Raw genomic sequence first — 25,176 nt, forward strand, 5'->3', positions numbered from 1 at the left:
CACACCCGTACGAGTGACGCAGGGGTGACGGCGGGGCCGGAAACCGGGCCGGGGTCGCGACCGGGCGTCAGTAGCGCAGCCGGCTGCCGCCGTCCGGCGCGCTGGTGCTCGCCTCGACGAGCGCGTCGACCACCGCCTCCACGTCCGGCAGCCAGGGCGACGCCGACCCGGTGAGCGGCGCGCGTTCCCAGCGCACCTGGCCCGTCCCGGTGTCCGACGGCGGCAGCACCAGGTAGCCGCCCTCGCCGTGGAAGCGCAGCGAGCTGGGCACGCAGTCCTTGGCGTACAGCAGCTCGCCGAGCTGTTCGAGGGTGTACGGGGCGACCAGCAGGGACCAGCGGGTGGGGGTGGCCACCACCGGGCCCAGCCGCATGTCCATCCGGTCGAGCACCGCCAGGGCCCGCGCCCCCGCGACGGCGGGCAGGCTCACCGCGCACGGCGCGCGGCCCCCGGTGGCGAGCACGACCGGGGCGTCGGGGCGGTTGGTCCACCACCAGCGCACCAGGCGCTCGTCGGTGGACGCGGCCAGCAGGCCGGGGTCGAAGGGGTGTGCGCCGGGTACGACGCACTCGGGGTCGGGACAGGCACAGCCGCGCTGCCGGTCGCCCCCGCGGCCCCGCCCCGGGGCGCCGCCCCGGGAGGTGCCTCCGGCCGCCCCGAGTCCCACGCCGGGGAGGACGGGCCAGTGCCACTCGGTTGCGCACAGGAGGGCCGCGTCCAGATGGGCGGGCCCCCTCTTGCGCCGCAACCGGAGCCTGCGTCGCCTTCCGAGGATCTCGCGCATGAGCGCTCGTTCCTTTCCGTTGAACGCCGAGGTCATCCACATCACCACAGGTGTGGTCACGTCACTGTGCGTACGGTCCGGCGCGTCACCGCCCCGTGCCGGTGCCGGTGTGGGGACCGGCCTGTCTTCGCCCGCGGCAAGGAACACCGCATAGGGGCCGCCGAGCGTGGACCGGGCCGCGGCCCGGTGCGGCCGTCCGTCCATTAAACGCGTGGCGAGGGGTGGCGCACCCGTGGCGCGCACTGGCTGTCGCGCTCGTCCCGCTGTTCTCTTTCCCCGCCACTCGGGGATGGGGCGTGGCCTTCGGGGTCAAGGACGCCAGGGCTCCCCGCGGGGTTCCGGGCTCGCCCCAACTGCCCCTGGCCGACACCGGTTACGTACCCAGCCCGTTCGGAACGACGCACTCCCGGACCGCGCCTGGCGACGCCGCTTCCGAGGGGTGCCCCTTTTCGAACGGGGCTCAGTCGACCGCAAATACTGTCCATGGGGGGCATTTTTGAGCCAAGTTGCGGCTCAGGTAAATACCGCGTGCCCGCTCCGTGACAATGCTGGACATCCCCTCACTTCTGCGTGTAGATGTGGTGGCAGTGACAGCGGCGCAGATTGACATGGGGGTTTGCGATGCTATCCAGCGACACGCACCCGTCGAAGAGCCGGCTGCCATGACCGCCCCTCACCTGCCGAAAGTGGCTGGAATCGATCCAACCGTTCCGGCGCCCGCGCACACTGCGGCGCCTCTTCCGAACCTCCCGACCCCACCGGTCGCACCCGGCGCCATGATCCAGGACAAGCTGGCGGGCTGGGTCTCCGGCCTCACCACGCTGCACGAACTCACCGAGCGCCTCTCCCGCACGGGCACCCTCGACGACGCCCTCCAGGAACTGCTCCGCGCCGGCGCCGCGCTCGTCGGCGCCCGCCGGGGCATGGCCGTCCTCGAACCCGCCGACGGCCTCGGTCCCACCGCCACCACCGGGCTGGGCCTCGCCCACGCCGACCTCGGCACCATCGAGACCGTGCCGCGCAGCGCCACCTCCTACGGCCGCATCCTCGACGACGCGCCCGGCGACCCCCTCACCGGCCGGCGCACCGGCGCCGTCGCCGTCCCCGACCTGTTCGCCGACGAGGGCCTCGACCCCCGCCACCGGGAGGTCGCCGCCCGCCTCGGCTACGCCGCCAGCTACGCCGTCCCGCTCGTCACCGACGGGGCGGGGCGACTGGGCGCCGCCGTCTGGCTGTACGACGAGCCCGCCGAGCCGGCCGAGGGGCGGCGCCACCTCGTCGGCCTCTACGGGCGGTACGCCTCCGAGCACCTGGCCCGGCTGCTGGAGCTGGAGCGGGGCCGCGCCCGGCTCGCCACCCTCGCCGAGGAACTGCTGCCGAGCCGGCTGCCCCGCGTCCCCGGCGTCCAGCTCGCCGCCCGGCACCGCACCGGCCCGCAGGGCGGCGGCGACTGGTACGACGCGCTGCCGCTGCCGGAGGGCGCGCTGGGCCTGGCCGTGGGCTCGGTGTCCGGGTCGGGCCCGAGCGCGCTGGCCGCGATGGGACGGCTGCGGGCCTCCCTGCGGGCCTACGCGGTGATGGAGGGCGAGGACCCCGTCGCCGTGCTCTCCGACCTGGAGCTGCTGCTGCGGCTGACGGAGCCGGCGCGCTCGGCCACCGCGCTCTTCGCCTACGCCGAGCCCGCCCGGCGGAAGATCGTCCTGGCCGGCGCGGGGCACACCCCGCCGCTGGTCGTGGGCGAGCGGCGCACCGAGTACGTCGAGACCTCGCTGTCGGCGCCGCTGGGCATGCTGGCCTGCTGGGAGGCGCCGAGCGTGGAGATCGCCCCCGAGCCCGGCGAGACGGTGCTCCTCTACACGGACGGGCTGCTGCGCCGTACCGGGGAGTCGACGGACAGGGCGTTCGCGCGGCTGCACGCGGCGGCGGCCGCCGTGCCCGCGGCGGACCGGACCGACCCCGGCGCGATCGCCGACCACGTGCTGCGGACGGTACTGCCGGACGGCGGCTCCGGGGACGAGGACGTGGTGGTGCTGGCCGCCCGTTTCGAGTGACCCGACGCCCCGGTGCGGTCTTCCGCACGACCGTACGATGGTGGGGGTCCCCTCGCCGGCCCGACCACCGTCGGGAGGCCGGGGACCGTTCGATGGTCGTACTAACAGGAGGCGGACCCGTGGCCGAAGAGCTCACCCCGGCTGATCCGGATTCTGCTGCTACCGCGGCGGGCCCGGAAGAGCCCGAGGAGCCCATCAAGCAGCGCAAGAACGGCCTGTACCCGGGCGTGTCCGACGAGCTGGCCGAGAACATGAAGTCCGGCTGGGCCGACACCGAGCTCCACGACCTGGAGCCGATCCCGCAGGCGGCGCACACCGCCGCCCGCCGTGCCGCGCTGTCCGAGCGCTTCCCCGGCGAGCGGCTCGTCATCCCCTCGGGCAACCTGAAGACCCGCTCCAACGACACGGAGTACGCCTTCCGGCCGTCCACCGAGTACGCGTACCTCACCGGTGACCACACCCACGACAGCGTGCTGGTGCTGGAGCCGGTCAAGAGCGGCGGCCACGAGGCCACGGTCTACCTGCTGCCCCGCTCCGACCGGGAGAACGGCGAGTTCTGGCTCGACGGCCAGGGCGAGCTGTGGGTGGGCCGCCGGCACTCCCTCGCCGAGGCGGAGCAGCGGCTCGGCATCCCCGCCAAGGACGTGCGCGAGCTGCCCGCCGCCCTCAAGGAGGCCACCGGCCCGGTGCGCAACGTCCGCGGCCACGACGCGGGCATCGAGGCGGCGCTGACCGACAAGGTCACCGCCGAACGCGACGAGGAACTGCGGGTGTACCTCTCCGAGGCGCGCCTGGTGAAGGACGCCTTCGAGATCGCCGAGCTCCAGCGCGCCTGCGACTCCACCGCCCGGGGCTTCGAGGACGTCGTCCGGGTCCTGGACAAGGCGGAGGCGACCAGCGAGCGGTACATCGAGGGCACCTTCTTCCTGCGGGCCCGCGTCGAGGGCAACGACATCGGCTACGGCTCCATCTGCGCCGCCGGGCCGCACGCCACGACGCTGCACTGGGTGCGCAACGACGGGCCCGTCCGCTCCGGGGACCTGCTGCTGCTGGACGCGGGCGTGGAGACGACGACGCTCTACACGGCGGACGTGACGCGGACGCTGCCGGTCAACGGCCGCTTCACCGACCTCCAGCGCAAGATCTACGACGCGGTGTACGACGCCCAGGAGGCGGGCATCGCGGCGGTGCGGCCGGGCGCGGACTACCGCGACTTCCACGACGCCGCCCAGCGCGTGCTCGCCGAGCGGCTGGTGTCGTGGGGCCTGCTCGGCGACATGGACGTCGAGAAGGTCCTGGAGCTGGGCCTCCAGCGCCGCTGGACCCTGCACGGCACCGGTCACATGCTGGGCATGGACGTCCACGACTGCGCGGCCGCGCGGACCGAGACGTACGTGGACGGCGTGCTGGAGCCGGGCATGTGCCTGACCGTCGAGCCGGGCCTGTACTTCCAGGCCGACGACCTGACCGTGCCGGAGGAGTACCGGGGCATCGGCGTCCGGATCGAGGACGACATCCTGGTCACGGAGGACGGCAACCGGAACCTGTCGGCGGCGCTGCCGCGCCGCTCGGACGAGGTCGAGGCCTGGATGGCGAGCCTGAAGGGCTAGGGCGCCTCGCCCCCTGAGTCGTGTCGGCGCCTTCGCGCCGGGCCCCCCGCCGGTACGCCGGCGGGGGGCCTCGTGCGTGCCGCCGGGGGGCCGCCGCCGGTGAACCGCCGTCCGGAGGAGCGGGCAGGGGCCGAGCGGGGTCAGGAGGCCACCAGCGGGGCGTCCGTACGCCACTTGACGATCTTGTCGAAGCTCACCACCGCACCGCCGCGGCCCGATCTGTTGCCGAAGTGGACATGGTCGGCCAGCTCTTCGATGAGGCGCAGGCCCCGTCCGTTCTCGGCCTCCGGGACGGCCCGGCGGACCGTCGGCGCCGGGCCGGCGGGGAAACCCGGGCCCGAGTCCGCCACTTCGATCCGGCACTTCTCCCCGTCCAGGTACGCCGTCACCCGGTACTCCGCCGAGACGTCCCCGGTCCCCGTCCGCCCGCCGTGCTCCACCGCGTTGGCGCACGCCTCGGTGAGGGCGAGGGACAGGTCGTAGGAGATCTCCGGGTCGACGCCCGCGGTCTCCATCGTGCCGAGGAGGAGGCGACGGGCGAGCGGGACGCTCGCGGCCTCGCGCCGCAAATGGAGAGACCACCAGATGCTCATGCTCCAGCCTCCTGGCTGCGGCTCGACATACCGATACGTATTGCCCCCCGCTGTCGGTCGTAAGCGCCGCGTTGACGCCACGGCCCCCGTTCGGCGGATATGCGTAGCCCGTACGCCGGTGTATGTCGTCCCGTGCCGGATCGTGTCGGGGCCTTACGGACTCCGACGGTGAAACGGTGACCTTCCGGACCTGCCGTGTGGCGGCGGGGGGCGCAGTGCGATGATGGCCCGGCCATGTCTGCCCCTTCCGCTGGTCCACGGCTGCTGCGGGCCGCGGTGTTCGCCGCGGTCTGCGTCGTGCTGTCCGCGCTGGGGCACGCACTCGCCGCCTGCGAGACCGTCCCCTGGTGGACGTTGGCCCTCGGGTTCCTCGGTGTCCTCGCGCTCACCGTGCCGTTCGCCGGGCGCGAGCGGTCGCTCCCGGTGATCACCACGGCGCTGGCCGTCGGCCAGCTCGGCCTGCACGCGCTGTTCGGGCTCGGGCAGCGGCAGCAGTTCACCGTGGATATCGGCGACCGGGCGGACGAAGCACTGGTCCGGATGGCGGCCAAACTGGTGTGCGGGGCGGGCGGCTCGGCACTGAGCCCGGCCGACGCGCACCGGATCGTCACCCGCGCCGGGCTGGACCCGGCCGCCGCGGCGCCGCACGCGGGACACGCGGGTCACCTGGGCCGGATGGGCCGGCTGGCGGAACCCGCCGCCGGTCTGTGGCCCGGCCTGCCGATGCTCCTCGGGCACCTGCTGGCCGCCGTCGTCACCGGCTGGCTGCTGCGGCGCGGCGACCTCGCCCTGCTGAAGCTGGGCCGGCTGTCGGCGCACGGCGCCACGGAGGTCGCCGAAGGGGCGCTCGTCCGTTCGCTGCGCGCCGCCTTCGTCCTCGTACGCGCCCTGGTGGCCGGACTGCCCGCGCTGCCGGCGGGCCGGACCGGGCCGCCGCGCACCGACGACGACACTCCGCCGCCCGCCGCGGCGGACGCACTTCTCCACACGGTGATCAGGCGCGGCCCTCCGGCCGTATCCCTCTGCGTCCTCGCAGCCTGACACGGCCCCGCTCGGCAGGAGCGGCGCCGTGGTGCGCGCATGCGCACGCGTCCGCCTTTCCCGCTCTCCGTGGAGTGTGTTCCGTCATGAACGTTTCTTCCCGTGTCGCCCTGGCCGGCGGCCTCGCCGTCTCCTCCGTCGTCCTGCTCTCCGGCACCGCCTTCGCGCACGTCAGCGTGCAGCCGCAGGGCGAGGCCGCCAAGGGCGGGTACGCCACCGTGAACTTCAAGGTCCCCAACGAGCGCGACAACGCCTCGACGGTGAAGCTCGAAGTGACCCTCCCGGCCGACCACCCGCTCGCCTCCGTCTCCACCCAGCCGATCCCGGGCTGGAAGGCCGAGGTCACCAAGGCCAAGCTGGCCAAGCCGCTGGAGGTGCACGGCAAGAAGATCACCGAGGCGGCCACGAAGATCACGTGGACCGCGGCCGGTTCGAAGATCGCCCCCGGTGAGTTCCAGCAGTTCACCGTCTCCCTCGGCCGGCTCCCCGAGGACACCGACCGCCTCGTCTTCAAGGCCCTCCAGACGTACGACAACAAGGAAGTCGTGCGCTGGATCGAGGAGCCCAAGGACGGCGCTCCCGAGCCCCAGACCCCGGCGCCCGTGCTGAAGCTGTCCGCCGCCGCGGACGACCACCACGGGGGCGCCGCCGCCCCCGCCGCCGCCGCCGACAAAGGCCACGCCGACAAGGGCCACGGCGAGAAGGATACGGAGGAGAAGGCCGCGTCCGCCGGCTCCGCCGACACCACCGCCCGTGTCCTCGGCGCCGCCGGCATCCTCGTCGGCGCCGCCGGTGTCGCCTTCGGCGTCCTGGCCGGACGCCGCCGCTCGGCCTGACGGCCGCTGCCCGGAACCCCCGAAAGAGAAGACCCATGCACCTCCAGAAGACCGGCGAGCGGTCCCGGCCGCGCCGTCGTACCCCCGTGCTCGCGGCCGTGCTCGCCGCCGTGTCGGCGCTGACGCTGTCGGCCTGCGCCGACGACGGGAAGGACGCGTCCGCCGGCTCCGCCGCTGGCCTGTCCGCCGACGCGTCGCCGGACAAGCCCGGGACCGTGCTCGACCGGCCCTTCGAGAAGCCCAACCTCGTCCTGAAGGACACCAAGGGCGCCCCGTACGACCTCCGCGAGCGGACCAAGGGCAAGCCGACGCTGATCTACTTCGGCTACACGCACTGCCCCGACGTCTGCCCGCTGACGATGAGCAACATCGCCGTGGCCTACAAGGAGCTCCCCCCGGCCGACCGGGCCAAGCTCCAGGTCGTCTTCGTCACCACCGACCCCGAACGGGACACCTCCGCCGAGCTCGCCAAGTGGCTGCCCGGCGCCGGTGACCCGTCCTTCATCGGCCTCACCGGCGACTTCCCGACCATCCAGGCGGGCGCTCGCCAGATCGGCATCGGCATCGACCCGCCGAAGAAGGAGAAGGACGGCTCGGTCGTCTCCATGCACGGCGCACAGGTGATCGCGTTCTCGCCCCGGACCGACCAGGGCTACGTCGTCTACGACGACGACACCACCGCCGAGGACTACGAGAAGGACCTGCCGAAGATCATCAAGGGGGAGAACCCGTGACCCGCCGCACCACCCTGACCGCCCTGTCCACCGCCGTGGCCCTCGCCGGGGCCATGGCGCTGGGCGGCTGCTCCTCCACCGGCGGGCCCGAACTCACCGTGGACGGCGCTTTCATACCGCAGCCCGTCGGCGACATGGCCGGCGCCTTCCTCACCGTCACCAACGACGGCGACGCGGCGGACCGGCTCACCTCCGTCTCCAGCCCGCTCTCCGACGACGTCCAGATCCACGAGACCAAGGACCAGAAGATGCGGCGGGTGCAGTCCTTCGACATCCCCGCGAACGGGGAGCTGAAGCTCGAACGCGGGGGCAGCCACATCATGTTCATGGGCCTCAAGAAGCAGCCGAAACAGGGCGAGAAGGTGCGCGTGGAACTGCACTTCGAGAAGTCCGGCCCGATCACGGTCGACGTCCCCGTGGAAGCCGCCACCCACAACCCGTCGCACCACTAGGCACCCGGGGGACTGACACACCATGACGGCCACCACCCCGCGCCCCACGGTCACCCGCGTCCTGTGGCTGCTGCTGGCCACCGCGGCGCTGCTCGGCACCCTGCTCTCGGGCACGGCGAGCGCGCACGCCGCGCTGACCGGCAGCGACCCGAAGGACGGGGCGGTGGTCGCCACCGCCCCCAAGGGCGTCACGCTCACCTTCTCCGAGCAGGTCGCCCTGGGGGACGACGCGATCCGCGTGCTCGAACCGAGCGGCAAGCGCGCCGACACGGGAGAGCTGCGCGACCTGTGCGCCGGCGCCGTCGTCAAGTACGGCGTCGACCTGCGCGCCGGGCTGCCGGACGGCACGTACACCGTCGCCTGGCGGGCGGTATCCGCCGACAGCCACCCCATCTCCGGCGCGTTCACCTTCTCCATCGGCGCCCCGTCGCAGACCACCGTCGCGCTGCCGGAGGAGGAGGTGGGCGGCGGAGTCGTAGGGATTTTGTACGAGATCGCCCGGTTCATCTCGTACGCCGGTTTCATCCTGCTGGCCGGTGGTGCCGCGTTCGTGCTGGCCTGCTGGCCGCGCGGCGCGGCGGTGCGGCCGCTGCAACGGCTCGTGGTGCGCGGGTGGGTGACGCTGACGGCGGCCACGCTGGCGCTGCTGCTGCTGCGCGGGCCGTACACCGGGCTGGAGTTCGGGCTCGGTTCGCTCGGTCCGGTCCTGGAGAGCAAGACCGGTGCGGCGCTCGTCTCGCGGCTGCTGCTGCTGGGCGCGGCGGCGCTGTTCGTGGCGGTGCTCTTCGGCGCCCATACGAGGCGCGAGGACGAGGCCCGCGGGGACGAGGCCCGCGGGGACGAGGCCGGCGGGGACGAGGCCGGCGGGGACGAGGCCCGGAAGAAGGACCTGGCCTTCGGGCTCGCGATCGGCGGCACCGTGGTCGCGGCCGGTATCGCGGGGACGTGGGCGCTGTCCGAACACGCTTCGGCCGGGCCCCAGCCCGGCGTCGCGATGCCCGTCGACATCCTGCACCTGCTGGCCATGGCCGCCTGGCTGGGCGGGCTGGCCGCGCTGCTGGTCGCCCTGCACAAGGAGCCGTCGATCGAGCGGACGGCGGTGCGGCGGTTCTCCGGGGTGGCGTTCGGCTCGGTGGTCGTGCTGGCCGTGACCGGGACCTACCAGTCGTGGCGGCAGGTCGGCTCCTGGTCGGCGCTGACCGGCACGGCGTACGGGCGGCTGCTGCTGCTCAAGGTGGGGCTGGTCGCCGTCCTGGTGGGGGTGGCGTGGTTCTCCCGGCGCTGGACCGGGCGGCTGTCGGAGACGCCTGCGGTCGCCCGGGAGGGGGACACGGCGGAGGAAGCGGTCGAAGCCGACGGGACGGAGGAGGCGGTTGAGGCGGCTGTCGCCGAACCGCTCGCCGTGCCGGGCGGCGGGACCGGGGCCGGGGCCGGGGCGGCGGGCGCGGGGGCGGGCGCGGGCGCGGCCGGTGGCACCGTGGAGGTCCCCCGGGAGCGGGCCGCCCAGCTCGCGCGGCAGCGGGCCGCGATGGCGACCGCCCGTGCCCGGCGGGACCGCGAGGCCGACCCCGAGCGGGCCCGGCTGCGGCGTTCCGTGCTGGCCGAGGCGGGCGTCGCGGTGCTGCTCCTCGCGGTGACGACCGTCCTCACGACGACCGAGCCGGGCCGTACCGAGGAGGCGGCGGGCCGTAGCCGCGCGTCGGCGCCGGCCGCCGTGCCGGACCGGCCCCTCGACCTGACGCTGCCCTTCGACACCGGCGGCGCGGTGAACGGGAAGGGGACGGTACGGCTCACCGTCGACCCCGGCCGCTCCGGCGGCAACACGATGCACGTGTACGTGAACGGGGCGGGCGGCAAGCCCCTGGACGTACCCGAGCTGAAGGTCTCCTTCACCCTGGAGTCCCAGCAGATCGGCCCGCTGCCCGTCGTACCGGACCGGGTCACGGCCGGGCACTGGACGTCCGAGGCCGTACAGATCCCGATGCCGGGCGAGTGGAAGCTCCAGGTGACCGTGCGGACCTCCGACATCGACCAGACCACCATCGACAAGAACGTGAAGATCGGCTGACCGTGAGCGGCGAGAACACCGACACCACCGAGAAGACCGCCAGGACCGACACGTCCGACGCGACCGGCACCATGCGGGACACCGGAGGGGCCCGGCAGGCCGAGACCCTCCAGGTCTCCCGGCGCAAGCTGCTCGGGACCGTCGGCGCGGCCGGCGCGACCGGGCTGGTGCTGGGCGCGGCCGGCGGCGCCGCCGGCCACGCCGCCGCGGCCGGGGAGCCCGGCACGGCCCTGGCGACCGTCGGGTCGACCGCCGTGCCGTTCCGCGGCGACCACCAGGCGGGCATCCTCCAGCCGTTGCAGGCGCGCGGCCACCTGGTGGCGTTCGACCTGGCGCCGGGGGCGGGGCGCAAGGAGGCCGCCGCGCTGATGCGCCGCTGGTCGGCGGTGGCCGAGCGGCTGATGGCGGGCGGGCCGGCCGGCGACGGGGACACGGGGGTGGCGCTGGACGCGGGCCCGTCGTCCCTGACCGTCACGTTCGGCTTCGGGGCCTCGTTCTTCGACCGGACGGGGCTGGTGGCACGGCGGCCGGCGGAGCTGGACCCGCTGCCCGCGTTCTCGTCCGACCGGCTGGACCCCCGGCGCTCGGGCGGCGACCTGTGGGTGCAGATCGGCGCGGACGACGCGCTCGTCGCCTTCCACGCGCTGCGCGCCGTGCAGAAGGAGGCCGGCGCGGCCGCGCGGGTGCGCTGGCAGATGAACGGCTTCAACCGCTCGCCGGGCGCCACCGCGCACCCCATGACCGCCCGCAACCTGATGGGACAGGTCGACGGCAGCCGCAACCCGAAGCCGTCCGAGCCGGACTTCCGGCAGCGGGTGTTCGTCCCGGAGGGCGGGGAGCAGCCGTGGATGGCGGGGGGTTCGTACGCCGTGGTGCGCCGGATCCGGATGCTGCTGGACGACTGGGAGGAGCTGCCGCGGGAGGCGCAGGAGCGGGTGATCGGCCGCCGGAAGTCGGACGGGGCGCCGCTGACAGGCGGCGGCGAGACGGCGGCGATCGACCTGGACCGGACCGGTCCGGACGGGAAGCCCGTCGTCCCCGCCGACGCCCACGCGCGCATCTCGGCCCCGGAGCAGAACGGTGGCGCGGCGATGCTGCGGCGCCCGTTCTCGTACCACGACGGGATCGGGCCGGACGGGACGCCGGACGCGGGGCTGCTGTTCATCGCGTGGCAGGCCGATCCGCGGCGGGGCTTCGTGCCGGTGCAGCGGAAGCTGGACCGGGGGGACGCGCTGTCGCGGTTCATCCGCCACGAGGCGAGCGGCCTGTTCGCCGTGCCGGGCGGTCCGGGCGCGGGCGAGTACGTGGGGCAGCGGTTGCTGGAGGCGTGACCGCGCGGATGCCCGGCGCATTAGGGTGACCGGTATGTCGGCCACGCGCTATACGTATCTCGGTCCCGAGGGCACCTTCACCGAAGCGGCCCTCCGTACGCTCCCGGAAGCCGCCACGCGGGAGCTGGTGCCGATGGTCTCCGTGCCCGCGGCGCTCGACGCCGTGCGCAACGGGGAGGCCGCCGCCGCCCTCGTACCGATCGAGAACTCGGTGGAGGGCGGGGTGACGGCGACCCTCGACGAACTGGCGTCGGGCGAGCCCCTGATGATCTACCGCGAGGTGCTGCTGCCGATCGCGTTCGCCCTGCTGGTCCGGCCGGGCACCAAGCTGTCGGACATCAAGACGGTCACCGGTCACCCGGTCGCCCAGCCGCAGGTGCGCAACTGGCTGCGGGCGCACCTGCCGGAGGCGGTGTGGGAGTCGGCCGCGTCCAACGCGGACGGGGCGCGGCTGGTGCGGGAGGGGCGGTTCGACGCGGCGTTCGCGGGGGAGTTCGCGGCGGCGACGTACGGGCTGGAGGCGCTGGTCACCGAGATCCATGACGCCGAGAACGCGGAGACCCGGTTCGTGCTGGTGGGCCGGCCGGCGCGGCCGGCGGCGCCGACCGGTGCGGACAAGACCTCGGTGGTGATCTGGCAGCGCGAGGACCATCCGGGTGCGCTGCTGGAACTGCTCCAGGAGTTCGCGGCGCGCGGGGTGAACCTGATGCTGCTCCAGTCCCGGCCGACGGGCGCGGGGATCGGCAACTACTGCTTCGCCATCGACGCCGAGGGCCACATCTCCGACCGGCGGGTCGGCGAGGCGCTGATGGGCCTGAAGCGGATCTGCGCGCACGTCCGCTTCCTCGGGTCGTACCCGCGGGCGGGGGCGGGGCCCGAGGACGTGAGCCCGCCGCGGCCCGGGACGTCGGACGAGGACTTCACGGCGGCCTCGGACTGGCTGGCCCGCTGCCAGGACGGCCGGGCCTGACCGGACATCCACAGAAGTTATCCACAGGCCTGCTTCTCGACCTGGGGACAAGTCGACATCACAACCGGGCGAGGTCGACAAATCGCTCCTGTGGCGCAGGTGATCACAGAGTGCGGCACGGCGGCCGTGTCACCCCAATTCCGCCGATCACCTCCTTGGAGCGAGAATTTCCCACCCGAATGAGTGTGGGCGTCGGGTTTGGTAGGGGAATCCAGGGTGACGCCTCGGCAATCGGAATGATCAATTACTGAGTCCACAGCGGATTCGCACAGCCTGTGGATAACTTCCCGTAGCGACCGGCGTCTGTGGACAACGACACTCGAACACCATCCGGCGACGGGCCTGGAAGGGGCAGGGCGAGGAATTCTGTGCACCATTCTGCGCAGATAAACTCCGGCAATTCGGTCAAAGTCGACACGCAAGGCCCGCACGGCATATCGGCTGGGGTGGCGTCGGGCCGCACCGGTAGCCTGGTGGGGTGATTGACCTTCGCCTGCTCCGTGAGGACCCCGACCGTGTTCGCGCCTCCCAGCGCGCCCGTGGAGAGGACGTCGACCTCGTCGACGCCCTGCTCTCCGCCGATGAGCGGCGCAGGTCGTCCGGCGTCCGCTTCGACGAACTCCGCTCCGAGCAGAAGGCGCTCGGCAAGCTGATCCCGAAAGCGTCCCCGGAGGAGCGCGCGGAGCTGCTGGCGAAGGCCGAGCAGCTCAAGACCGAGGTCAAGGCCGCCGACGCCGCCCAGAACGAGGCGGACGAGGAGACCAAGCGGCTGCTGCTCCGGCTCGGGAACATCGTCCACGGGGACGTGCCGGTCGGCGGCGAGGAGGACTTCGTCGTCCTGGAGACGCACGGCACCGTCCGGGACTTCGCCGCCGAGGGCTTCGAGCCCAAGGACCACCTGGAGCTCGGCGAGGCGCTGGGCGCCATCGACGTCGAGCGCGCCGCCAAGGTCTCCGGATCGCGCTTCTACTACCTGACGGGCGTCGGCGCCCTGCTGGAACTCGCCCTCGTCAACGCGGCGATCGCCCAGGCGACCGAGGCCGGCTTCATCCCGATGCTGACCCCCACCCTGGTCCGCCCGCGCGCCATGGAGGGCACCGGCTTCCTCGGCCAGGCCGCCGAGAACGTCTACCACCTGGAGAAGGACGACTACTACCTGGTCGGCACCTCCGAGGTGCCGCTGGCCGCGTACCACATGGACGAGATCCTCGACGCGGAGAAGCTGCCGCTGCGGTACGCCGGTTTCTCCCCGTGCTACCGGCGCGAGGCCGGCACGTACGGCAAGGACACCCGGGGCATCTTCCGGGTGCACCAGTTCGACAAGGTCGAGATGTTCTCCTACGTCGCCCCCGAGGACGCCGAGGCGGAGCACAAGCGGCTGCTGGACTGGGAGAAGCAGTGGCTGACCTCCCTGGAGCTGCCGTTCCAGGTGATCGACGTGGCCACCGGTGACCTGGGCGCCTCGGCCTCGCGCAAGTACGACTGCGAGGCGTGGATCCCGACGCAGGGCAAGTACCGCGAGCTGACGTCCGCCTCCAACTGCGACAGCTTCCAGGCCCGGCGCCTGTCGGTGCGGATGCGCGACGGCAAGAAGGTCCAGCCGCTCGCCACCCTGAACGGCACGCTGTGCGCCGTACCGCGCACGATCGTCGCGCTCCTGGAGAACCACCAGCAGGCCGACGGCTCCGTGCGGGTCCCCCCGGTGCTCCGCCCCTACCTCGGCGGCCGGGAAGTCCTGGAGCCCGTCTCCCCGTGACTCCCTTCCCCTACAAGCTGGTCGCGACCGACCTCGACGGGACGCTGCTGCGGTCCGACGACACGGTCTCGCAGCGCACGCGTGACGCGCTCGCCGCCGCGACGGCGGCGGGCGCCGCGCACATCGTCGTCACCGGCCGCGCGGTCCCCTGGACCCGCCACATCCTGGACGACCTCGGCTACGACGGCCTCGCCGTCTGCGGCCAGGGCGCGCAGGTCTACCACGCGGGCGAGCACCGGCTGCTGACGTCCGTCACCCTGGACCGGCAGCTCGCCGGCCTGGCGCTGTCCAAGCTGGAGGCCGAGGTCGGCCCGCTGGCCCTGGCCGCCAGCCGCGACGGCCTGGAGGGCGAGGTCCTGGTGGGCCCCGGCTACCGGGTCCAGGAGGGCCCGCTGCCGTACCTCCCCTACGAGGACCCGGCCGACCTGTGGTCGGCCCCGCTCAACAAGGTCTACATCCAGCACCCCGAGCTGGACGACGACGCTCTGGCGCGCGTCGCCCGGCAGACGGTCGGCGGTTTGGTGGACGTGGTGATGGCGGGCCAGGGGGTCGTGGAGATCCTCCCGCTGGGCCTGAGCAAGGCCACGGGGCTGTCCCTGGCGGCCCGTCGGCTGGGCATGAAGGCGAGCGACACGATCGCGTTCGGCGACATGCCGAACGACATCCCCATGTTCGCCTGGGCGCACCACGGCGTCGCCATGGCCAACGCCCACGACGACCTGAAGGCCGTCGCCCACGAGGTCACGGCCTCGAACGACCAGGACGGCATCGCCGTCGTACTGGAACGCCTCCTGACCGCCTGACCGCCAAGGGGCCAGGGGCCCCGGTGCCGCCGGTCGGTCGCCCGTTGTGGGCGATCGTGCCGCCGGAGGGTTGCCCGTTGTGGGCGATCGTGCCGCCGGGGGGCACGGGTGGCACAACGGCACCCGGGTGGACGCCCCCACCGGCTCCTCCGGGCCCGGCTCCGGTCACGGCCGGGGCCGCTCACGATCGGCCGGGCCGGTCACAGGGCCGGGGCCGGCCCGCGCGTACGGAAAACGCGCGCTCGAAGCGGCCGCCCCCGGCATCCTGCCCCCGTGGTACCCCCGTGGTGCCCCCGTGTGGGCGTTGCACAGCCAATGTGCCCCGCACGCACGGCGCGGCGCCACCGGATTACCGGTGACGCCGCGCCGACGGCCTCACGTGCCCGCACCCGCACCCGCGCCCGCACCCGGGCACGCCGCCGGTCCGGTCAGAAGTTGATCATGTGGCCCGCGAGCCCGTGCACGGCCTCCTTGACCGCCTCGCCCAGCGTCGGGTGCGCGTGGACGTTCCGCGCCACCTCGTGCACGGTCAGGTCCCACTGCTGCGCCAGCGTCAGCTCGGGCAGCAGCTCCGTGACGTCCGGCCCGATCAGGTGCGCGCCGATGATCTCGCCGTACTTCGCGTCGCTGATCAGCTTCACGAAGCCGGTGGTGTCGCCCAGGCCGTGCGCCTTGCCGTTCGCCATGAAGGGGAACTTCGCGACCTTGACGTCGAAGCCCTTCTCCCGCGCCTGCTCCTCCGTCCAGCCGAAGCTGGCGATCTGCGGCTGGCAGTAGGTGGCGCGCGGGATCATCGGGTAGTCGAGCTCCATCGTCTCGGCACCCGCCAGCGTCTCGGCGGCGACGACGCCCATCGCCTCGGCCGTGTGCGCGAGCATCAGCTTCGCGGTCACGTCACCGATCGCGTAGATGTGCGGCACCGACGTGCGCGAGCGGCCGTCGACGTCGATGGCGCCGCGCTCGGTGAGCTTCACGCCCGTGTTCTCCAGGCCGTACCCCTCGACGTTCGGCGCGAAGCCGATCGCCTGGAGCACCTTGTCGGCCTCCAGCACCTGCTGCTTGCCGTCCTTGCCGGTCACGGTGACCCGCACCTGCGGCCCGGACTCGTCGATCGACTCCACCCGGGTCGAGGTCAGCACGTCGATCCCGAGCTTGCGGTACTGCTTCGCCAGCTCCGCCGAGACGTCCTTGTCCTCCAGCGGCGCGATCCGGTCGAGGAACTCGACGATCGTGACCTTCACGCCGTAGTTGTGCAGGACGTACGCGAACTCGATGCCGATCGCGCCGGCGCCGGCGATCACGATCGAGTGCGGCAGCTCACCGGCGAGGATCTGCTCCTCGTACGTGACCACGCGCTCGCTGCGCCGCGTGCCCGGGAGCAGGCGCGGCGTGGCACCGGTGGCGATGATGCAGTTGTCGAACGAGATGGTGGTCGAGCCGCCGTCGGACAGCGCGACCTGGAGGGTGTTGGCGTCCAGGAAGGTGCCGCGACCGGTGAACTCGGTGATCTTGTTCTTCTTCATCAGGAAGTGGACGCCCTTGACGCGGCCGTCCGCGACCGTGCGGCTGCGGCGGAAGGCCTCGCCGTAGTCGAAGGAGACCTGGCCGTCGACCTTGATGCCGTACGTCTTCGCCTCGTGCGTGAAGAGGTGGGCCAGCTCCGCGTTGCGCAGCAGTGCCTTGGTGGGGATGCAGCCGACGTTCAGGCAGACACCGCCCCAGTACTTCTCCTCGACCACCGCGACGCGCTTGCCCAACTGGGCGGCGCGGATGGCGGCGACGTATCCGCCGGGGCCTGCTCCGAGTACGACGACGTCGAAGCGGTCTGACATGGCTTGCTCCCCAGGGTGTGAGTGAGTGCGGCTGAGCCCACAGTAATCCTGGCCGCAAGTTGTAGGATGACTGGGCAACCGGGCGAATAGGCGGAATGGAGCAGTGACCGATGGCGCTGAAGGCAGCGGGCCGGACCTCCCTCGTGGACACCGTCGTCGAGCAGCTCCGCGCCCAGCTCACGGACGGCGAATGGGCCGTCGGCGACCGCATCCCCACCGAGCACGACCTCGCCGAGCAGCTCGGCGTCGGCCGCAACACGGTCCGTGAGGCCGTCCGCGTCCTCGTCCACGCCGGCCTGCTGGAGTCCCGGCAGGGCAACGGCACCTTCGTACGCTCCACGGCCGACCCCGCCGCCGTGCTGCGCACCGTCCGGGCCGCCGGCGCCCTGGACGTCCTGGAGCTGCGGATCGCCCTGGAGACCGAGGCGGCCCGTCTCGCCGCCGCCCGGCGCGACACCCACGACCTGCTCCGGCTGCGCGCCGCCCTGACGACGCTGCGCGAGGAGGGCGACCGGGACGCGGACGCCGACCTGGCCTTCCACCGGGCCGTGGTCGAGGCCACCCACAACGCCGCCTTCACCGGGGTGTACCGGTTCTTCTCCGCGCAGGTGCACGAGAGCCTCGTCGAGTCGCTCGGCGACCACGAGATGCCCGCGATCGACCTGGACGCGCACGAGGCGCTGGTCACGGCGATCGAGGCGGGCGACCCCGACGCGGCGGGGGCGGCGGTGCGTGAGCTGCTGCGCGTACCGCTGGAGACGGTCAGGGCGATCGTCGCCACCCGCTGAACCTCCCCCACAAGATCCGTCGTCGTCGTGAAAGGTGCTGTGAACGTGGCACGTCCGGAACCCGGCCCGCTGCTCCTCGACGCGGAGGCCGGTGCCCGGCCGCCCTCGCCCCGAGGGGCCGCCGCCCGGCGGGCGTTGCTCGCCCACCCGGCGCTCCTGATGGCCGGGATCGTGCTGGCCTCGCTGAACATGCGGGCGGCGCTGGCGAGCGTGTCCCCGCTGGTCGGCGAGATCAGCGCGGGCTTCGGGCTGTCGTCCACCGCGAGCTCCCTGGTCACCTCGGTGCCGGTGCTGTTCCTCGGCCTGGGCGCGCTGGTGGCGCCCCCGCTCGCGCGGCGGCTCGGAACCGAACCGGTGCTGTTCGGTGCGCTGTTGCTGCTGGGCGCCGGCATCCTCGTACGCGTCCTGCCGTCCGTGTACGCGCTGTACGGCGGCGGTGTCCTGGTGGGCACGGCCATCGCGCTGCTCAACGTGCTGATGCCCGGGCTGATCAAGCGGGACTTCCCCGACCGGGCCGCGTCCATGACGTCCGTCTACACCGGCGCGATGATCGCGGGCGCGACGGTGGTGGCGGCCGCGTCCGTGCCGCTGGAGAAGGCGTTCGGGGGGAGTTGGCAGGCGTCGCTGGCGTTCTGGTCCCTGCTCGCGGTGGTGGCGGCGGTGGCGTGGCTGCCGCAGGTGCTGATCGTCCGGGGGCGGACGGGGTTGACGGGGCGGACGGGGCGTGAGGGGCGGGGGGCCGCCTCAGCGGGCCCTGCCCCGGACACCGCCCGGCGGAGTGTGTGGCGTTCGGCGCTGGCCTGGCAGGTCACCCTCTTCATGGGCCTCCAGTCGCTGTGGTCGTACGTCCTGATCGCCTGGATGCCGACGATCTTCACCGACCAGGGCATGAGCCGCTCGACCGCCGGTGTCGTCTTCGCGTTCAACAACCTCATCCAGGTCGCGGGCGCGTTCCTGGTGCCGCTGATGGCCGGCCGGATGCGCTCCCAGCGGCCACTGGTCGCGCTGGTGACGTCGCTGGTCGCGGCCGGGTACGTGGGGCTGATGGTCGCCCCCGTCTCGGGGGCGTGGCTGTGGGCGGCGGTGCTCGGCGTCGGCCAGGGCGGCGCGGTGGGCCTGGCGCTGACGCTGATCGTGCTGCGCAGCGGGGACGCGGTGACCGCGGCGCGGCTGTCGGGGATGGCGCAGACGGTCGGCTACCTGCTGGCGGCCGCCGGTCCGCTGGCGGCGGGCGCGGTCCACGAGGCGACGGGCGGCTGGACGGTGCCGATCGCCCTGGTGCTGTGCGTGTGCGTGGCGGCCCTGGTGACGGGGCTGTTCGCGGCGCGTGACCGGAAGGTGTGACCCGCGACCGGAAGGTGTGACCGCGGCGCCGGGCGCGCGCACGGCCCGCCGGGTGCCCGCACCCTCGGCGAGACACCCCCTAGCCGCCCTGGCCACCCTGGTCGCGGTCCTTGCGCCGGCGGCGCCGTTCGCGGCGGCGGGCTCGGCCGAAGAACCAGCCCGCCGGGGGCTCGTCGGCGCGCCAGGGCTGCGGTTCGGGCGGCCGGCCGCGCCAGCGCGCGGCGAGCATCCGGGCCCGGGCGGACGGCTCGGTGGTCCCGGCGGAGCGGATGAAGTCGGTGTCCAGTTCGATGTCGTCCCAGTCGTCCCGGGGCTCGTGATCATCGGGCATGGGTGCCTCCTCCGTACGCCAAGTGTGCCGACCGGACCGTCAAAACGGTGTGAGGGAGGGCGAAGGGCCCTCCACGCGCGCGTGGAGGGCCCTTCCCACGGGGAGTGGGGGCACGGCGCCGGCCTACTCGTCGCCCGCCAGCGTCAGCGTCCGCAGCTTCTGCCCGGCGTACCAGGTCGCGGCCACCGTCACCGCCGCCAGCAGCGCCACCGCCACCGGCAGGCCCACGTCGGAGGCGACCAGCCCGTCACCGGTGACCTTCTCGGCGACGGCCAGCGCCCACTGCTGGACGCTGAGGGTCTTGGCGCCCTCGATGAGGGTGCCGAACAGGGCCTCCCACACCAGGGCGTACACGAGCCCGATGACGACCGCGTGGCGGCTGACCGTGCCGAGCAGCAGGAAGAGCGCGCTGTACGCGATCGAGGCGACGAGCGCGGCGACCGTGTACGCCACGGCCACCTGCTGCCCGTTGCCGTTGAGGATCATCCCCGCGAGGAAGGTGGGGACGGCCGAGAAGACCATGGTCACGGCGATGGCGACGATCAGCTTGGTGAAGATGATCGTCGGCCGCTTCACCGGCTTGGCGAGCAGGTAGACGATCGAGCCGTCGTCGATCTCCGGCCCGATCGCGCCGGTCCCGGCGATGACACCGATCAGCGGCACCATGGTGGCGAGCGCGAACCCGCCGAGGACGTCGGCGGCGACCTGGTCGTCGGCGCCGTTGAAGGCCCGGACGGCGGCCGCGATGAGCAGCAGCAGACCGGGCAGGACGAAGAGGATCGCGGCCCGGCGGCGGCCGAGCAGGGCCCGGTACGTGAGCCGGGCGACGGTGGGGTTGTACATGGTCGTGAGGCTCCCTTCAGGCCGTGACGAGGTACGAGAAGACCGATTCCAGTGACTCGTCCGAGGGCGAGACCGTCAGCAGCCGGATGGAGTGCGCGCGGGCGACCCGCGGGAGCAGTTCGGTGAAGCGCGCGAAGTCCACCGCCTGGACGCGCAGCGCGCCCTCCGTCACGTCCACCTCGATGCCGGCCGTCGACGGGTCGGCGATCAGCGCGGCCGCCAGGGCCCGGTCGTCGCTGGACCGTACGAGGTAGCGGTGCGGCCGGTCGGTCATCAGCCGGCGGATCCGGCGGAAGTCGCCGCTGGCCGCGTGGCGCCCGGCGACGATCACCTCGATGTGGGAGGCGAGTTGCTCCACCTCCTCCAGGATGTGCGACGAGAACAGGACCGTGCGGCCCTCCGCACCCATCCGCCGCAGCAGGTCCATCAACTGCATGCGCTGGCGCGGGTCCATGCCGTTGAACGGCTCGTCCAGCAGCAGCACGGACGGCTCGTGGACGAGGGCGGAGGCCATCTTCACGCGCTGCCGCATGCCCTTGCTGTACGTGCCGATCTTGCGGTCCTGCGCGTACTCCATCTCCACCGTGGCGAGCGCCCGCTGCGCCTCCGTGGCACCGAGGCCGTGCAACTCGGCGTTGGCGACCACGAATTCACGGCCGGTGAGGAAGTCGTACATCGCCTCGCGCTCGGGCACGACCCCGATGCTGCGGTAGACGGACTCGTTGCGCCAGATCTGCTGCCCGTCGAGGGTCACCGATCCGGTGGAGGGGGCGAGGAAGCCGCCCATCATGTTGATCAGGGTGGACTTCCCGGCGCCGTTGGGGCCGAGCAGCCCGGTCACTCCGGGGCCGATGGTCATGGTGACGTCGTTGACGGCCACGACGTTCCCGAACCACCGTGAGACGTGGTCGATGTCGATGGTGGTCACAGTCCGACCTTCCGGTAGCGGCGCAGCAGGACGGCGTAGGAGCCCGCGATGAGGGCGAGGACGGTCAGCAGGTAGACCACGCCCACCCCGGCGCCGGGCCCCGCCTCGGCGGGGAAGGAGGACGTGGCGCCCAGGAAGGCGGTCTGCACGCCGTCGACGAGCGTGATGGGCGAGAACAGGCCGAGCCACTTCACCGCGCCCAGGGAGTCGGTGCTCCAGGCGATGGCCTGGAGGGTGGACACGGCCCCGTACGAGATGGTGAGGGCGGCGATGACCGCGGCGACGCCGAAGCCCCGGCGGGGGGTCAGCGCGGCCAGCACCAGGCCGATGCCGCCGAACAGCAGCGAGAGCAGGGCCACGGAGACCAGTCCCTGGGCGAAGCCCGCCGTCTGGTGGGCGAAGTCCATCTTCGCGAGCAGCGACCCGATGTAGAGGATGAGCAGCGGGGAGGCGGTCAGGATGAACAGCGCCGACGCCATGGCGCCGTACTTGGCCAGGACGTAGTCGACGCGCTCGATGGGGCGGGAGAAGTACAGCGGCACGGTCTTGAAGCGCAGGTCGCGCGAGACCGACTGGGGAGCCTGGGCGGCCAGGTACAGTCCGATGACCGCCTGGGTGAAGATCGCGTACCGCGTGTAGTCCAGCGGCAGGTCCTTCAGTTTGGTGGCCACCGCGACCGCGACGACGATCAGCGCGGGGACGCACATCACCGCGAAGAGGATCATCGGCAGCACCTTGGACTTGGCGCTGCGGCCCAGTCCGTACGCGCCGCGCAGCGACTGCGAGAACAGCGAGCGGCGCGCGTAGGCGCGGCCGAGGCGGGGGCCGTCGTAGTCCCGGTAGCCGATGTTGTGGATACGGGTCTCGGCCTGGGGGGCGGGGGTGCTCATCGGGCCTTCACCTCCTGGACCTCCTGCGGGTGGGTGGCGGCCGCGTCCGGCCCCGGCCGGAAGACCTCGGCGATGTGGTGGCGGCGCTGTTCCATCCGTACGAGGCCGAGACCGAGCCCGGCGACGGTGTCGCGCACGAGGTCGTACGTCTCCTCGCCGGTCGCCTCCAGCAGCAGGATGTGGCCCGCGCCGGGCAGGCCGTCCGCCGTTCCCTCTGGGGTCCCGTGGAGGGTGATTCCGGCGGCCGTGAGGGCCTCGCGGAGGGCGGCCGTGCCGTCGGGGTGGGTGTCGGTGTCGGTGACCTCGACGGCGAGGGTCGCGGTGACCTGGGTGAAGTCGCTGGTGGAACTGGAGCGCAGCAGCTTGCCGCCGTCGATGACGACGACGTGGTCACAGGTGCGTTCGAGCTCGCCCAGCAGGTGGGAGGTGACCAGGACCGAGATGCCGAAGTCCGTGTACACCCGGCGGATCAGGCCGAGCATCTCGTCGCGGCCGACGGGGTCGAGGCCGTTGGTCGGCTCGTCGAGCAGCACAAGCTGCGGGTCGTGCACCAGCGCCTGGGCGAGCTTCACCCGCTGCTTCATGCCGGTCGAGTAGCCGCCGATGGGACGGTAGCGCTCCTCGTACAGGCCGACGTGGCGCAGGGTGTCGGCGGTGCGCTCCCGCGCGGCGGTGGGCGGCAGACCGGACATGCGCGCCATGTGGACGACGAACTCGGTGGCCGAGACGTCGGGCGGCAGGCAGTCGTGCTCCGGCATGTAGCCGACCCGCTCGCGGATGGCGGCGCCGCTGGTGGCGACGTCGAGGCCGAGCACCTCGGCCCGGCCCTCGGTGGCGGGGGACAGCCCGAGCAGGATTTTGATCATGGTGGACTTGCCGGCTCCGTTGGCACCCACAAGTCCGGTCACACCGGGCCCGATGTCCAGGGAGAGCCGGTCGAGAGCGGTCACCCGGGGGAACCGCTTGCTGAGGCTTTCGGTCGCGATCACAGTCACGCTACGACGGTAGTGGCGCACGCCACACCGGGCGTCAGACCTGACGGCTGGATCGGTGTCCGACTCAAGGCGTACGGGCCCGTAGGGGCATGGCACCGGGGGCGGGGTTTTCCCCAGGCTCGGCACGGCCCTTGACGCAGCCGCCGGGCATTGTCACATTCATCAGTGGCACGTTACGAGGACGGCTCGACGGCATGGACGGGCGGGTGGCATGGCCTCGGTGGTGACTTCGGCGACCGGACGGGACACGGCGTTCGTGGGCTTCTGGGCCCCGCTCCGGTTCTTCATGGTGGCCACGGACTCCAGGGATCCCGAGCGGAGCGCGTTCCGGCCGGACGACGATCTGCCGCACGTGCGGCGCTGGGAGGCGGTCTGATGGTGGCGGACGAGCTGCGGGACGCGCGGGAGCGACGGATCCGCACGGGCGGTGTCGAGTTGTGCGTCGCCGAGCTGGGCGACCCGGAGCGGCCCACGGTCGTGCTCGTGCACGGCTACCCGGACTCCAAGGAGGTGTGGTCCGCGGTCGCCGGGCGGCTCGCCGAGCGTTTCCACGTGGTGCTGTACGACGTGCGCGGGCACGGCCGGTCGACGGCCCCCCGGCCGCTGCGCGGCGGGTTCACGCTGGAGAAGCTCACGGACGACTTCCTGGCCGTGGTGGACGCGGTCAGCCCCGGTGCGCCGGTGCACCTGGTCGGGCACGACTGGGGCTCGGTGCAGGGGTGGGAGTTCGTCACGGTCGGGCGCACCGAGGGGCGGATCGCCTCCTTCACCTCGATCTCCGGCCCGTCCCTGGACCACTTCGGCCACTGGATCAAGCGGCGCGTGACCCGCCCCACCCCGCGCCGGGTCGGCCAGCTCCTCGGCCAGGGCGCGCGGTCCTGGTACGTGTACCTCCTGCACACGCCCGTGCTGCCCGAGCTGGCCTGGCGCGGGCCGCTCGGCAAGCGGTGGCCGGGGCTGATGCGGCGCGTCGAGAAGGTGCCGGCCGACGGCTACCCGACCCCGTCGCTGCCCACGGACGCGGCGCACGGCGCCTGGCTCTACCGCGACAACGTCCGGGCCAGGCTGCGGCGTCCGCGCCCGGACGCGTACGCCCACGCGCCCGTACAGCTCATCACGCCCACCGGTGACGTCTTCCTGTCGGAGCGGCTCTACGACGACCTGGCCACCTGGGCACCGCGGGTGGTGCGCCGCACGCTGCCGGCCCGGCACTGGGTGCCGCGCACCCGGCCGGACCGGCTCGCCGCGTGGATCACCGAGTTCGTGACGGCGCACGAGGACCAGGGCGGCGGGCTGCCGGAGCCGGTCGCGTCCGGCCGGCGGTACGCGGACCGGTTCGGCGGACAGCTCGTCCTGGTCACGGGCGCGGCCAGTGGCATCGGGCGGGCCACGGCCTTCGCGTTCGCCGAGGCGGGCGCGCGGGTGGTGGCGGTGGACCGGGACGCGGAGGGTGCCGCGCGCACCGCCGGCATGGCCCGCCTGATCGGCGCGCCGGACGCCTGGGGCGAGGCGGTGGACGTCAGCGACGAGCAGGCCATGGAGAAGCTCGCCGACAAGGTCACCGGTGAGTACGGGCCGGTGGACGTGCTGGTGAACAACGCCGGCATCGGCCTGTCCGGGCCCTTCCTCGACACCACCGGCGAGGACTGGCGGAAGGTCCTGGACGTCAACCTGTGGGGCGTCATCCATGGGTGCCGGATCTTCGGCCGCCGGATGGCCGAGCGCGGTCAGGGCGGCCACATCGTGAACACCGCCTCCGCGGCTGCGTTCCAGCCGTCCCGCGCGCTGCCCGCGTACAGCACGTCCAAGGCGGCGGTGCTCATGCTCAGCGAATGCCTGCGGGCCGAACTGGCCGGCCGGGGCATCGGCGTGACCGCCGTCTGCCCCGGCATCGTGAACACCGGAATCACCGCCACCGCCCGCTTCGTCGGGGTGTCCGCCGAGGAGGAGGAGCGCCGGCGGAAGAGGACCGCCCGGCTGTACGGCCTGCGCAACTATCCGCCGGAGAAGGTGGCCGACGCGATCCTCCGGGCGGTCGTGCGCAACGAGGCGGTGGTGCCGGTGACCCCGGAGGCCCGTGGCGCCCGGCTGCTGTCCCGGCTGGCGCCGAAGGCGCTGCGGGCCCTCGCCCGGCTGGAGCCCCGGCTGTGACCGCCGCGCGACTCGGGCGCCGGCCGTACGATCCCTCGCAGCACG

Annotated in this window: 23 protein-coding genes; 15 read left to right on the plus strand and 8 right to left on the minus strand. The window is 73.1% G+C overall.

Annotation, left to right across the window (positions count from 1 at the left end):
• Positions 1-67 precede the first annotated feature (67 nt).
• Positions 68-784 (minus strand): bifunctional DNA primase/polymerase, encoded by a 717-nt coding sequence (locus ACZ7LK_RS27500; RefSeq protein WP_392276883.1) that lies wholly within the window; start codon positions 782-784, stop codon positions 68-70.
• Positions 785-1,329: 545 nt separating this feature from the next.
• Here ACZ7LK_RS27500 and ACZ7LK_RS27505 point away from each other — a divergent pair.
• Both ACZ7LK_RS27505 and ACZ7LK_RS27510 read left to right on the plus strand, forming a co-directional pair.
• Entirely contained in the window at positions 1,330-2,835 is a 1,506-nt protein-coding gene (locus tag ACZ7LK_RS27505; protein ID WP_392276882.1) for a PP2C family protein-serine/threonine phosphatase, read from the plus strand.
• A 119-nt stretch (positions 2,836-2,954) separates the two neighbouring features.
• Positions 2,955-4,445 (plus strand): aminopeptidase P family protein, encoded by a 1,491-nt coding sequence (locus ACZ7LK_RS27510; protein ID WP_392276793.1) that lies wholly within the window; start codon positions 2,955-2,957, stop codon positions 4,443-4,445.
• 140 nt (positions 4,446-4,585) lie between these two features.
• Here ACZ7LK_RS27510 and ACZ7LK_RS27515 read toward each other — a convergent pair whose 3' ends face one another.
• Positions 4,586-5,038, minus strand: coding sequence for an ATP-binding protein (locus ACZ7LK_RS27515; RefSeq protein ID WP_392276792.1), 453 nt, complete (start codon positions 5,036-5,038; stop codon positions 4,586-4,588).
• Positions 5,039-5,272: 234 nt separating this feature from the next.
• On the opposite strand from ACZ7LK_RS27515, the gene ACZ7LK_RS27520 reads away from it, so the two are divergent.
• The 9 genes from ACZ7LK_RS27520 to ACZ7LK_RS27560 all read left to right on the plus strand — a co-directional run bounded on the left by ACZ7LK_RS27520 (position 5,273) and on the right by ACZ7LK_RS27560 (position 15,029).
• Complete coding sequence (locus tag ACZ7LK_RS27520; protein WP_469463539.1) at positions 5,273-6,079, plus strand: hypothetical protein; 807 nt, start codon at positions 5,273-5,275, stop codon at positions 6,077-6,079.
• A gap of 86 nt (positions 6,080-6,165) precedes the next feature.
• Positions 6,166-6,915, plus strand: coding sequence for a YcnI family copper-binding membrane protein (locus ACZ7LK_RS27525; protein WP_471143924.1), 750 nt, complete (start codon positions 6,166-6,168; stop codon positions 6,913-6,915).
• A 35-nt stretch (positions 6,916-6,950) separates the two neighbouring features.
• Positions 6,951-7,649, plus strand: a complete 699-nt coding sequence (locus tag ACZ7LK_RS27530; protein WP_471143925.1) for an SCO family protein — start codon at positions 6,951-6,953, stop codon at positions 7,647-7,649.
• On the plus strand, positions 7,646-8,101 hold the full coding sequence (locus ACZ7LK_RS27535; RefSeq protein ID WP_469463541.1) for a copper chaperone PCu(A)C: 456 nt from the start codon (positions 7,646-7,648) through the stop codon (positions 8,099-8,101). The genes ACZ7LK_RS27530 and ACZ7LK_RS27535 overlap by 4 nt, the downstream gene beginning before the upstream one ends.
• A 22-nt stretch (positions 8,102-8,123) precedes the next feature.
• Positions 8,124-10,169 carry a copper resistance CopC/CopD family protein gene (locus ACZ7LK_RS27540; protein ID WP_471143927.1) on the plus strand — a complete coding sequence of 682 codons (2,046 nt, stop codon included), beginning with the start codon at positions 8,124-8,126 and terminating at the stop codon, positions 10,167-10,169.
• Between the two features lie 71 nt (positions 10,170-10,240).
• Positions 10,241-11,500 (plus strand): iron uptake transporter deferrochelatase/peroxidase subunit, encoded by a 1,260-nt coding sequence (gene efeB, locus ACZ7LK_RS27545; RefSeq protein ID WP_471143981.1) that lies wholly within the window; start codon positions 10,241-10,243, stop codon positions 11,498-11,500.
• 34 nt (positions 11,501-11,534) lie between these two features.
• On the plus strand, positions 11,535-12,470 hold the full coding sequence (gene pheA, locus ACZ7LK_RS27550; protein WP_392276786.1) for a prephenate dehydratase: 936 nt from the start codon (positions 11,535-11,537) through the stop codon (positions 12,468-12,470).
• A 478-nt stretch (positions 12,471-12,948) separates the two neighbouring features.
• Positions 12,949-14,226 carry a serine--tRNA ligase gene (gene serS / locus ACZ7LK_RS27555; protein ID WP_392276785.1) on the plus strand — a complete coding sequence of 426 codons (1,278 nt, stop codon included), beginning with the start codon at positions 12,949-12,951 and terminating at the stop codon, positions 14,224-14,226.
• Positions 14,223-15,029 (plus strand): HAD family hydrolase, encoded by an 807-nt coding sequence (locus ACZ7LK_RS27560; RefSeq protein ID WP_392276784.1) that lies wholly within the window; start codon positions 14,223-14,225, stop codon positions 15,027-15,029. The genes serS and ACZ7LK_RS27560 overlap by 4 nt, the downstream gene beginning before the upstream one ends.
• Before the next feature lie 428 nt (positions 15,030-15,457).
• Here the strand turns inward: ACZ7LK_RS27560 and lpdA are convergent, their stop codons facing one another.
• Positions 15,458-16,861, minus strand: coding sequence for a dihydrolipoyl dehydrogenase (gene lpdA, locus ACZ7LK_RS27565; RefSeq protein ID WP_392276783.1), 1,404 nt, complete (start codon positions 16,859-16,861; stop codon positions 15,458-15,460).
• Between the two features lie 110 nt (positions 16,862-16,971).
• On the opposite strand from lpdA, the gene ACZ7LK_RS27570 reads away from it, so the two are divergent.
• On the plus strand, positions 16,972-17,649 hold the full coding sequence (locus ACZ7LK_RS27570; RefSeq protein WP_392276782.1) for a FadR/GntR family transcriptional regulator: 678 nt from the start codon (positions 16,972-16,974) through the stop codon (positions 17,647-17,649).
• 45 nt (positions 17,650-17,694) lie between these two features.
• On the plus strand, positions 17,695-18,993 hold the full coding sequence (locus tag ACZ7LK_RS27575) for a CynX/NimT family MFS transporter (RefSeq protein ID WP_471143929.1): 1,299 nt from the start codon (positions 17,695-17,697) through the stop codon (positions 18,991-18,993).
• Between the two features lie 79 nt (positions 18,994-19,072).
• On the opposite strand, the gene ACZ7LK_RS27580 is transcribed toward ACZ7LK_RS27575, so the two are convergent.
• From ACZ7LK_RS27580 to ACZ7LK_RS27600, 5 genes are all read right to left on the minus strand, one after another.
• Entirely contained in the window at positions 19,073-19,324 is a 252-nt protein-coding gene (locus ACZ7LK_RS27580; RefSeq protein WP_469464016.1) for an SGM_3592 family protein, read from the minus strand.
• Positions 19,325-19,447: 123 nt separating this feature from the next.
• Entirely contained in the window at positions 19,448-20,167 is a 720-nt protein-coding gene (locus ACZ7LK_RS27585; protein WP_392276779.1) for an ABC transporter permease, read from the minus strand.
• A 16-nt stretch (positions 20,168-20,183) separates the two neighbouring features.
• Positions 20,184-21,095, minus strand: coding sequence for an ABC transporter ATP-binding protein (locus ACZ7LK_RS27590; protein WP_392276778.1), 912 nt, complete (start codon positions 21,093-21,095; stop codon positions 20,184-20,186).
• The gene (locus ACZ7LK_RS27595; protein ID WP_471143932.1) at positions 21,092-21,985 is read right to left on the minus strand and encodes an ABC transporter permease; all 894 of its coding nucleotides are present in this window, start codon (positions 21,983-21,985) and stop codon (positions 21,092-21,094) included. The genes ACZ7LK_RS27590 and ACZ7LK_RS27595 overlap by 4 nt, the downstream gene beginning before the upstream one ends.
• Positions 21,982-22,974, minus strand: a complete 993-nt coding sequence (locus tag ACZ7LK_RS27600; protein WP_469464054.1) for an ABC transporter ATP-binding protein — start codon at positions 22,972-22,974, stop codon at positions 21,982-21,984. The genes ACZ7LK_RS27595 and ACZ7LK_RS27600 overlap by 4 nt, the downstream gene beginning before the upstream one ends.
• A gap of 217 nt (positions 22,975-23,191) precedes the next feature.
• Here ACZ7LK_RS27600 and ACZ7LK_RS27605 point away from each other — a divergent pair, with 217 nt between their 5' ends.
• Both ACZ7LK_RS27605 and ACZ7LK_RS27610 read left to right on the plus strand, forming a co-directional pair.
• Positions 23,192-23,356, plus strand: a complete 165-nt coding sequence (locus tag ACZ7LK_RS27605; protein WP_471143987.1) for a hypothetical protein — start codon at positions 23,192-23,194, stop codon at positions 23,354-23,356.
• A complete protein-coding gene (locus tag ACZ7LK_RS27610; RefSeq protein ID WP_469464017.1) occupies positions 23,356-25,131 on the plus strand; it encodes an SDR family oxidoreductase in 1,776 nt (591 codons plus the stop codon). Before ACZ7LK_RS27605 ends, ACZ7LK_RS27610 begins: the two co-directional genes overlap by 1 nt.
• Positions 25,132-25,176 lie beyond the last annotated feature (45 nt).

This window comes from Streptomyces sp. NPDC039423 (genome assembly GCF_055598725.1).

What these genes read in the sequence shown, in the direction of transcription:
- ACZ7LK_RS27610 (WP_469464017.1), top strand. Translation starts at nt 23,356, where the DNA reads ATGGTGGCGGACGAGCTGCGGGACGCGCGGGAGCGACGGATCCGCACG.
- ACZ7LK_RS27585 (WP_392276779.1), bottom strand. Translation starts at nt 20,167, where the DNA reads ATGTACAACCCCACCGTCGCCCGGCTCACGTACCGGGCCCTGCTCGGC.
- ACZ7LK_RS27595 (WP_471143932.1), bottom strand. Translation starts at nt 21,985, where the DNA reads ATGAGCACCCCCGCCCCCCAGGCCGAGACCCGTATCCACAACATCGGC.
- ACZ7LK_RS27530 (WP_471143925.1), top strand. Translation starts at nt 6,951, where the DNA reads ATGCACCTCCAGAAGACCGGCGAGCGGTCCCGGCCGCGCCGTCGTACC.
- lpdA (WP_392276783.1), bottom strand. Translation starts at nt 16,861, where the DNA reads ATGTCAGACCGCTTCGACGTCGTCGTACTCGGAGCAGGCCCCGGCGGA.
- ACZ7LK_RS27520 (WP_469463539.1), top strand. Translation starts at nt 5,273, where the DNA reads ATGTCTGCCCCTTCCGCTGGTCCACGGCTGCTGCGGGCCGCGGTGTTC.
- ACZ7LK_RS27580 (WP_469464016.1), bottom strand. Translation starts at nt 19,324, where the DNA reads ATGCCCGATGATCACGAGCCCCGGGACGACTGGGACGACATCGAACTG.
- ACZ7LK_RS27515 (WP_392276792.1), bottom strand. Translation starts at nt 5,038, where the DNA reads ATGAGCATCTGGTGGTCTCTCCATTTGCGGCGCGAGGCCGCGAGCGTC.
- ACZ7LK_RS27605 (WP_471143987.1), top strand. Translation starts at nt 23,192, where the DNA reads ATGGCCTCGGTGGTGACTTCGGCGACCGGACGGGACACGGCGTTCGTG.
- efeB (WP_471143981.1), top strand. Translation starts at nt 10,241, where the DNA reads ATGCGGGACACCGGAGGGGCCCGGCAGGCCGAGACCCTCCAGGTCTCC.
- ACZ7LK_RS27500 (WP_392276883.1), bottom strand. Translation starts at nt 784, where the DNA reads ATGCGCGAGATCCTCGGAAGGCGACGCAGGCTCCGGTTGCGGCGCAAG.
- ACZ7LK_RS27525 (WP_471143924.1), top strand. Translation starts at nt 6,166, where the DNA reads ATGAACGTTTCTTCCCGTGTCGCCCTGGCCGGCGGCCTCGCCGTCTCC.
- pheA (WP_392276786.1), top strand. Translation starts at nt 11,535, where the DNA reads ATGTCGGCCACGCGCTATACGTATCTCGGTCCCGAGGGCACCTTCACC.
- ACZ7LK_RS27540 (WP_471143927.1), top strand. Translation starts at nt 8,124, where the DNA reads ATGACGGCCACCACCCCGCGCCCCACGGTCACCCGCGTCCTGTGGCTG.
- ACZ7LK_RS27505 (WP_392276882.1), top strand. Translation starts at nt 1,330, where the DNA reads ATGCTGGACATCCCCTCACTTCTGCGTGTAGATGTGGTGGCAGTGACA.
- ACZ7LK_RS27570 (WP_392276782.1), top strand. Translation starts at nt 16,972, where the DNA reads ATGGCGCTGAAGGCAGCGGGCCGGACCTCCCTCGTGGACACCGTCGTC.